The sequence below is a fragment of the Hydrogenobacter sp. genome (genome assembly GCA_041287335.1).
Lineage (GTDB): Bacteria > Aquificota > Aquificia > Aquificales > Aquificaceae > Hydrogenobacter.
In genome coordinates, this window is sequence record JBEULM010000041.1 from 1 (window position 1) to 8,826 (window position 8,826).

Below are 8,826 nucleotides of genomic sequence, written 5' to 3' on the forward strand. Positions count from 1 at the left end.
TACGGCTATGGGGAGCTAAAGAAGAAGCTACAAGAGATTAGGGAGGAGTATGGTATAGAGGTTATTGAAGTTAATCCAGCCTACAGCTCACAGACATGCAGTTCATGTGGTTATGTGGACAAGGAGAACAGGAAATCACAGGAGAGATTTGAATGTAGGTTATGTGGATATAAAACCAATGCTGATGTGAATGGGGCGAAAAATCTGGTAAGCCGTGCTTACCGGGTAAGTAGCTCTAATTTACACAGCATTGGCAAAGCCCTTGTCAGGCAGGTGGAGGAGTTTTTGAAAAACCTGTCTGGTGAGCGGTGTGAGTGCCTCAGGAGTAAGGCACGGGGCTTACTCGCTCAGAACTCCTATTTTGGGGTTTTGGGTGATAGTCCCAAACCCGATGCTTGGACAAATGTCTATAAGTGAGATATTTGTCTATGCAAAGGGATACTCTAAGCGGGGAAATGAAGAAGGATAGAATACAGTTTGTATGTCAGGAGTGCGGTTACTCATCAGCAAAATGGCTCGGAAAGTGTCCATCGTGCGGTAGCTGGAATTCGTTTGTGGAGGAGAGGGACAGTGTGCTTTTAAAAAATTACAGAGAAATATCTCCGGTTAAATCCATACTGGAGTGGGATCAGGAAGAGCTTGAAAGAAAAAGTACCGGTTTTGAGAATCTGGATAGAGCTATAGGTGGTGGTATAGTCACGGGTCAAGTGGTCCTCTTAGCTGGAGAGCCAGGCATAGGCAAGTCCACTTTATTACTTCAAATATCCGATAGATACGCCCAAAGATACGGACATGTACTTTACGTGTCAGGTGAAGAGTCAGGTTCTCAAATAGCCATTAGAGGGAGAAGGACGGGTGTTTTGAGTAAAGAAGTTTTAGTACTTCCGGAAACAAGGTTAGAAGTTCTCATTGAAATTGTCCAAAACGTAAGTCCCAAACTCCTCGTAGTAGACTCTGTCCAAACTCTGTATTCGGAAAATATCTCTTCATCTCCCGGTTCTGTATCTCAGGTAAGGGAGTGTGCCTTTAAAATTGCGGAACTTTGTAAATCAAAAAATATTCCTGTATTTCTCGTTGGACAGATAACCAAAGAGGGAAACATTGCTGGACCTAAGGTGCTTGAACATCTTGTAGATACTGTACTTTACTTTGAGGGTGAGAGATTCAATTTTTATAGGATCGTGAAGGTAGTGAAAAATAGGTTTGGTGCATCGGGAGAAGTAGCGGTATTCAAAATGCTTGATAAAGGCTTGGAAGAAGTTCCCGAACCTTCGGCTTTCTTCCTTCAGGAGAGAACGAACAGTTCTGGAAGTGTAGTTTTTCCATATACGGAAGGAAGCAAACCTGTCCTCGTTGAAGTTCAAGCTCTTACTATACAAGCTCTATACACCACACCTCAGAGGAGGGCGCAAGGTTACGATGTGAATAGGCTTTCTATAATACTTGCTGTGCTTGAAAAGGAGTGTAATATATTCACAAGGGACAGGGACGTTTTTATAAATGTGGTTGGGGGTATGCAAGTTAGGGAGCCAGCGGCAGATCTTGCGGTTGCTCTTGCAATAGCATCTTCATTGAAGAATAAACCAGTAATTGATCTCGTGGCATTTGGGGAGGTAGGTTTATCAGGGGAGCTAAGAGCAGTTCACTTTGCAGATGTAAGACTGAGGGAAGCAAACAGGTTTGGTTTCAGGCGTGCGATCTTACCAAGAACTGTAAGCACGCATATGGAGGGTATGGAAATTCTCAGCGTGTCTCATGTAAAAGATGCTATAGAACTCCTTTGAAGTGTTAAACTCTCTCACCTTCAAGAGCCATTATATACAAACTCACTATTCTATTACCATCCATCTTATCTACTATGAACTTAAAGCCATCGTACTCAAACTCATCACCTTCTTCGGGTACCTTAGAGAGATTTGCCATAACAAAGCCACCCACCGTATCATATTCATACTCTTCCGGAAGATTAAAACCTATAATTTTTGCAACTTTCTCTATGTCAGCCCAACCGTAAACCCTGTAAGTACTTTTTGATATTCTGACTGTATCCTCTTCCCAAACTTCCGGTACGCTTCCTAAGAGTCTTTTGAGTATATCGTGGATGGTAACTAATCCGGCAACCTCTCCATGTTCACCTACCACAAGAGCTATCTGTACACCTGATACCCTCATCTCTTTGAGCAAATTAATAACATTTAAAATCTCCGGTACAAAGAGTACTTCCTTTTTGAAATCCTTCAGTTTCTTATTTGTGTTTTCGTAAATGGGTACTATATCTTTCACGTACACGATTCCCGTGATGTTGTCAAGATCCCCTTTGAAGATAGGTATACGGGAATGTTTCTTCTCAATTATCTTACTGTAGGCTTTCTCAACGGTGAGCTCCTCATCAAGAGCGAAAATGTCAGGTCTGGGAGTCATTATCTCTTTTACAAGAACTTCATCAAGGGACATGGCTCTTTCTACCGCTTCCCTTTCCTCCGTACTGAACAGATTCGCATAATGACCCATCTCAAATATCTCCCAAAAAACTTGATCCACTTTCTTTTTTTCCTCAGCGCTCGGTTCGGAAGATCCCAAGAGCTTTTCAACCCACCTTGCAAAAAGCAACCTCACAGGGGCAAAAAGGGTATGAAAGACATAAAAGATCGGACTGTAAAGGAGGGAAAGTCTCGTTGTGAAGGGAAGAACAAGATTCTTAGGCATTACCTCTCCTATTACAAATATCAGTAAGCTCATAACTAACACGGAAAGGGTAGCACCTTTTTTCCCGAAGGTATCAACGAATATCTTCGTCCCGTAAGAAGAGATCAACACGTTCACCACCTCGTTACCTATAAGTACGGAAAAGAGAAGTTCCCTCGGTTTAGAAAGAAGTTTCCTTAGGAGACTGTATGCTTTACTTTTGCTATATCTCTTCAATAGGTATCTGTTAGCACCGAAAAAGACAATCTCTGAGGAGGAAAAAAATCCTGAAAGTAATAAGAGAAAAACGATCAGGAGGATTTCAGTATAAATTGCATTTGACGAGTCTTCCATCGGATAAAACCTCCTTTACGTTCTCTTTACAGCCCTCCATCCTTTCACTACAGAGCCAGTAAAAGGGACATCCTGTCAAGTTTTGACCTTCAGAGATTTCGTTTTCCTCCACATCTATTTTTCTATATCTGGGATGCCGTGCGGGTACATTTTCAAGAAGGTACTTAGTGTAGGGATGCTTGGGATTTGCAAGCACCTCATCTTTGTTTCCAAGCTCCATAAGTGTGCCAGCATAAATAATACCCAATCTGTCGGCTATTCTCTCAACAGCCCTTATATCGTGGGTTATGAGAAGGGTACTTATACCCATCTGCTTTAATTCTGCAAATAGGTTTAGTATCTCTTTTCTGACGCTGGCATCAAGGGAAGCTGTCGGTTCATCCGCAACCAAAAGATCGGGAGATAGAGACACAGCCCTGGCTATGGCAACCCTCTGCCTTTGTCCGCCTGAAAGTTGGTTTGGTTTTCTTTGAAGAAGTTCTTCCGAAAGCCTAACCATATCCATAACTTTTCCTATTCTTTCATCTCTGTCCTTCAACCCATGAACGATCATAGGCTCTTCAATGATCTCCCTCACATTCATGTAAGGGTTAAGGGAAGAAAAGGGATCCTGAAAGACCGCTCCTACCCTTTTGGTATACTCTTTCCCCATACTTTTTATGTCTACCCCCCTTAGCTTTACACTCCCTTGTGTGGGTTTTTCAAGCCTGAGGATGATCCTGCCTATGGTGGTTTTACCAGAACCACTCTCTCCTACGAGAGCAAATATTTCTCCTTGTTCTATACTGAAACTCACATCCTTTACTGCGGTATGGTATGCTGATCCGAACAATCCTCTGCTCACTTTAAATACTTTGGTTAAAGAGTTTACTTCAAGAAGTTTACTCATATGGTTCTGGAAAACCTAAGCTCTTTTTTATTCTTGATGTGTTCATCAAAGACCATGGCTATGTTCCTGATGAGGAGTCTACCCTCAGGCATAACGGTGATCTTCTTATCTTTTACTGTCAGAAGACCATCAGATTCCATCTCTTTCAACTCGCACAGCTCCCTCTCAAAATGCTCTTCAAAGTTTATACCAAACATGCTCTCTATCTTCTCAAAACTGCACGAAAAGTGACACATCAGATCCATAATAACTTCTCTCCTTATAAGGTCCTCGTAGGTAAGTAGGTAACCTTTCATAATAGGTAGCCTGCCTGCATCTATAGCTATATAGTAATCCCTTATTGTCTTGTAGTTTTGAAAGTATCCATCGTAAAGCATGCCTATGGAAGTAGCTCCTATACCGATAAGATCCACTCCCTTCTTTGTAGTGTATCCCTGAAAGTTCCTCCAAAGAGTCCCATCTCTCTGGGCTATAGCGAGTTCGTCATCAGGTTTGGCGAAGTGATCCATACCTATAAAGACGTACCCTGCCTCCTGAAACATGTCTATGGTCATTTCAAGTATCTTGAGTTTGTCCTCAGGTGGAGGCAGTGTCAAAGGATCTATCTTTCTCTGAAGAGGTTTTATCCAAGGTACGTAAGCAAAATTAAATACAGCAACTCTGTCAGGATCCAGGGCTATGGTTTTCTCTATTGTCTTTTTAAACTTCTCGGGTGTTTGATAAGGAAGTCCGTAAATGAGATCTATGTTTATACTCTTAAAATCCAGATCCCTCAGCTTTTTCATTACATCCTTCATAAGATCCTCAGGTTGGATTCTGTTTATAGCCCTTTGTACTTCTTCATCAAGGTCCTGAAGCCCCATACTGATCCTGTTAAAACCTACTTCTCTAAAGGTCTCAAGCTGACTCTCTGAAAGGTACCTGGGATCTATCTCAACGCTTATTTCGGCATGATCATCAACGGTAAAGTTCCCCCTTATCTTGCCGAAAAGTTCCCTTATCTCCCTATCGGTGAGGAAATTTGGAGTTCCTCCACCCCAATGCAGTTGAATCACCTTTCTGGAAGTATCTATGTATGATCTCAGTGCCTCCATTTCTCTGTATACGTAATCAAGATACCTTTTGGTTACATCCTTTCTGTGAGATATGATCACGTTACACCCACAGAACCAACACGCACTTTCACAAAAAGGTATGTGTAAGTATAGGGACAAGGGTCTACCTCTTTCATTGCTCTCAAGTAGCTTTCTTACATAATCCTCTTCCCTGATCCCTTCGTGAAACTCCGTAGCAGGTGGATAGCTCGTATATCTTGGTCCTGGTCTATCATACTTCTCTATTAGCTTTTTGTCAAAAATCGCTCTCATCGTAGATTTAAATATATATACTTTCTTTTAGGAGGTGAAGGAATGCAAGAAAAGGAAAATCAAGAAGGATTGACACATCAAGTGGAAGAAGTTAGAGAAGAATTAAGAGAGGAAGACAGGAAAATAAGGGAACTTGAAGAGAAGGTATCTAAATTGGAGCAGATAGCCAAGGTCGCAAATCAGAGATATGTAGATCTTCAGAGAGAACTGGAGCTTTTCAAAGATAGGTACCGTAGGGATCTTGAAGAACAGAGAAAGTATGGATACGAAAAGCTTGCCCTTGATCTGCTTGAGGTGGTTGATAACTTTGAGAGAGCTTTTTCCAGCGTCACGCAGGATCCTTTCACCCTTTTGAAAGGTTTTGAACTCATATACAGAGAGCTCAGGAGGATACTTGAGAAGTACGGTATAAGGGAACTCCAGATAGAAGGCAGAGAGTTTGATCCATACCTAGCGGAGGCGGTGGAAAAGGAATACAATCCGGATGTACCACCAAATACGATCACAAAAGTCATCAAGAAAGGTTACATGATCCACGAGCGCGTGCTTAGGCCTGCAAAGGTTGTTGTGTCAGTGCAGGAGGAAGAGATCACCTGAAGGCATGAGAAAGAGGGCGGGCATATTTATAGACGGAGCTAACTTTTACTTTGTGCAAAAACACATACTTCACCAGAAGATAGATCTTATAAAGCTTGTGGATTACTTCAAAAAAGATTACACCATATACAATACCTTTTTCTACCTTGCTTACAGGGAAGGGGACGAGAAACAGGAGAACTTTATAAAGCTCTTGGCTTTCAGCGGTATAACGGTCGTTAAAAAACCCATAAAGCAACTCAAAGATGGGACTTACAAAGGAAGCCTTGATGTGGATATGGCTTTAGATGTATTACTTACCAAAGACAATTACGATATTGCGGTGCTTTGTTCTGGAGATAGCGATTTTGAAAAGCTCGTGTGGGTTTTGAGGGATTTTGGAAAAGAAGTTATCTGTGTATCTACAAAGGAAAGCTCTGCGGTCGAGCTTGTAAATGCATGCGATAGATACATAGATCTTGCGGATATAATGCCGTACATTAGGCTTGAGGAGAAAGAATGAGGTTTCTCGTGGTAGGTTTAGGTGCGGTTGGAAGCGTATTTTTGTCTTTTCTTACGAGAGCTAAATACGATGCTGTGGGACTTTTAAAACCCGGCAGAGATCTTAAGAGTATAAAGGTTGAAGGTATATGGGGAGAGTTTGTTCAGAATATAAAGGCGATAAATGACCCTTCACTTGTTCCCTACAAACCTGACGTTATAGTTATCTGTGTAAAGAGCTACGACACCGAAGACGCTCTAAAAAGCGTATACAAATTTGTCAAGGAAGGTTCTTATATTTTGATAGCTCAAAATGGGTATGGCAATTACGAAAGAGCTGTGGAGCTTTTTGGAAAGGATAGAGTGATCCTTTCAAGGGTTATATTCGGAGCAAAGCTTTTAAAATGGGGAAGCGTGAAAGTGACTGTATGTGCAGATGATGTAGTACTTGGTAGCCCCTCAGGTAGTGTGGAAGAAGCCTTTTTAAAAGATCTGGCGCATGTTTTTAGCCAAGCTGGAATTCCTGCGCGTTACGAAAGGGAAGTTTATAAATACCTCTGGGAAAAAATTATATACAATTGCGCCCTTAATCCTCTCGGTGCTTTGTTTTCTGCAACTTACGGGCAGATCGCAGAAAATGCATACACCAGAGAGATCATGGACAGAATAATAGATGAGATTTTTGAGGTTTTAAAAGCCAATCGCATAAGTACTTTTCACACATCTTCCCAAGAATATAAAGAACACTTTTACAACAAACTTCTGCCACCTACTGCAGAACATTACCCTTCCATGCTTGAGGACCTAAAAAGAGGAAGAACGGAAATAGATGCTCTCAACGGTGCAATAGTTAAGCTTGCCATCAAGGCAGGAATAAAAGCACCTATCAATCAGGTGATAACAAATATGATAAAAGCAAGGGAAAACTTTAAGTAGCCATCATGAGCTTTCTCTTTTTGAGGACAAATTCCCTTACACCCCATACATCTTTCGTATTCAAGGTAAGTTCAGGTAAAGCCCATCCCCGCCTTGCCAGACCTACCCCAAGATCTATATACCTGAGGTGTGCAGGCGCATGTGCATCGGTAACTATAGCTATGAAAACCCCCTGCTCCATACATTTACGAACATTTTCCGGTGACAGGTCAGCTCTGAAGGTGTTTAGTTCAAGGGCTGTACCGGTCTCTTTGGCGAACTCTATAATCCTGTCTATGTCTAAAGGATAACCCTCTCTGGTACCGTAAGACTTACCAGTTGGATGTCCTATGAGATTAACGTACGGGTTTTCCATAGCTTTGAGTATCCTGTATGTGTTGTCCTGTGAGAACCTCGCATGTATTGATGCAACAACAAAATCAAACTCAGCAAGTAGATGATCTGGAAGGTCAAGACTTCCGTCGGGGAGGATGTCTACCTCACAACCTTTGAGTATATAAAAACCTTGAGCTTCATACTTTTCCTTGAGCTTATCTATCTCCTTCCACTGTTGTTTGTACCTTTGCACATCGAGTCCCTTTGCCACCCTTGAGGATTGGGAGTGGTCACCTATAACCACATATCTGTGACCCATGCGATAAGCTGTTTCGATCATCTCTTCCAGAGAGCCTATGCCGTCACTCCAGTCGGTGTGTATATGAAAATCTCCTTTTATGTCTTCCCGTGAAAGGAGTTTGGGAAGTTTCCATTCAAGAGAAAGCTCCACTTCACCGGCATTCTCCCTTATTTCCGGTGGAGGCATCTGCATACCTATCAGGTTATAAACTTCCTCCTCTTTTTTACCTCCTAACCACTCGTCTGTGTCAGATCTAAAAACCCCATACTCACTTATCTTTAAACCTTTCGCTTTAGCTATATCCCTAATCCTTATGTTGTGTTCCTTTGAACCCGTGAAGTACTGGAGGGCTGAACCCCACTGATGTTCCTCAACCGTTCTCAGATCCACCTGCCTTCCGCTTTTTATTATAACGCTTGATTTGGTTTCTCCCTTCAAAAGTACTTCCTTGACTTGTGGAAAATCCACAAAGTGCTGATGTACCTTATTCCAGTTTTCCTTCGGAGCTGATACAAGTATGTCTATGTCTCCGATCGTTTCCTTTCTTCTTCTCAAACTACCTGCAAGCTCTATCTTCTCAATTAAATTCCCCAGTTTTCTCATATAAGCAAGATACTCCTCACCTATTTCGTAAGCTTCTATTAGGGTCATTCGCTCCTTGCTTTTTTCCCATAACTCAATCCCCCTCATAATATTCTGGAGTTTTTTTTCTCCAAAGCCTGGTAGAGTTGCCAGCATACCGCTCCTTACAGCTCTCATAAAATCTTCCTTACTTCTAACACCCAGCTTTTCGTAGGCGAGCTTTAAGGTTTTAGGTCCTATACTCGGAACGTTCATAAGCTCAAGAAGATCCTCCGGTACTTTTCCCTTTAGCTCTTCGTATCTGGATATCTTCCCGGTCC

The 8,826-nt window shown here is 42.0% G+C and carries 9 protein-coding genes; 5 read left to right on the plus strand and 4 right to left on the minus strand.

Annotation, left to right across the window (positions count from 1 at the left end):
* Positions 1-417 (plus strand): transposase (locus tag ABWK04_05985; protein ID MEZ0361422.1); only part of this gene is annotated, 417 nt, incomplete at its 5' end.
* 38 nt (positions 418-455) lie between these two features.
* Positions 456-1,784, plus strand: a complete 1,329-nt coding sequence (gene radA, locus ABWK04_05990; GenBank protein ID MEZ0361423.1) for a DNA repair protein RadA — start codon at positions 456-458, stop codon at positions 1,782-1,784.
* A 4-nt stretch (positions 1,785-1,788) separates the two neighbouring features.
* Here radA and ABWK04_05995 read toward each other — a convergent pair whose 3' ends face one another.
* From ABWK04_05995 to hemN, 3 genes are read right to left on the minus strand one after another with little or no spacing between them, the layout of a single operon-like run.
* A complete protein-coding gene (locus tag ABWK04_05995; GenBank protein MEZ0361424.1) occupies positions 1,789-3,039 on the minus strand; it encodes a hemolysin family protein in 1,251 nt (416 codons plus the stop codon).
* Positions 3,008-3,928, minus strand: coding sequence for an ABC transporter ATP-binding protein (locus ABWK04_06000; GenBank protein MEZ0361425.1), 921 nt, complete (start codon positions 3,926-3,928; stop codon positions 3,008-3,010). The genes ABWK04_05995 and ABWK04_06000 overlap by 32 nt, the downstream gene beginning before the upstream one ends.
* Positions 3,925-5,295 (minus strand): oxygen-independent coproporphyrinogen III oxidase, encoded by a 1,371-nt coding sequence (gene hemN, locus ABWK04_06005; protein MEZ0361426.1) that lies wholly within the window; start codon positions 5,293-5,295, stop codon positions 3,925-3,927. The genes ABWK04_06000 and hemN overlap by 4 nt, the downstream gene beginning before the upstream one ends.
* 42 nt (positions 5,296-5,337) lie before the next feature.
* On the opposite strand from hemN, the gene ABWK04_06010 reads away from it, so the two are divergent.
* Genes ABWK04_06010 through ABWK04_06020 form a run of 3 tightly spaced genes read left to right on the plus strand, consistent with a single transcriptional unit; the run spans position 5,338 to position 7,308 of the window.
* Entirely contained in the window at positions 5,338-5,892 is a 555-nt protein-coding gene (locus tag ABWK04_06010; GenBank protein ID MEZ0361427.1) for a nucleotide exchange factor GrpE, read from the plus strand.
* A 4-nt stretch (positions 5,893-5,896) separates the two neighbouring features.
* The gene (locus ABWK04_06015) at positions 5,897-6,394 is read left to right on the plus strand and encodes an NYN domain-containing protein (GenBank protein ID MEZ0361428.1); all 498 of its coding nucleotides are present in this window, start codon (positions 5,897-5,899) and stop codon (positions 6,392-6,394) included.
* Positions 6,391-7,308: a 2-dehydropantoate 2-reductase gene (locus ABWK04_06020; GenBank protein MEZ0361429.1), complete on the plus strand. Its 918-nt coding sequence runs from the start codon at positions 6,391-6,393 to the stop codon at positions 7,306-7,308. Before ABWK04_06015 ends, ABWK04_06020 begins: the two co-directional genes overlap by 4 nt.
* Here ABWK04_06020 and polX read toward each other — a convergent pair.
* Positions 7,301-8,826, minus strand: a 1,526-nt coding sequence (gene polX, locus ABWK04_06025) for a DNA polymerase/3'-5' exonuclease PolX (protein ID MEZ0361430.1), incomplete at its 5' end; no start/stop codon positions are given. The genes ABWK04_06020 and polX overlap by 8 nt on opposite strands.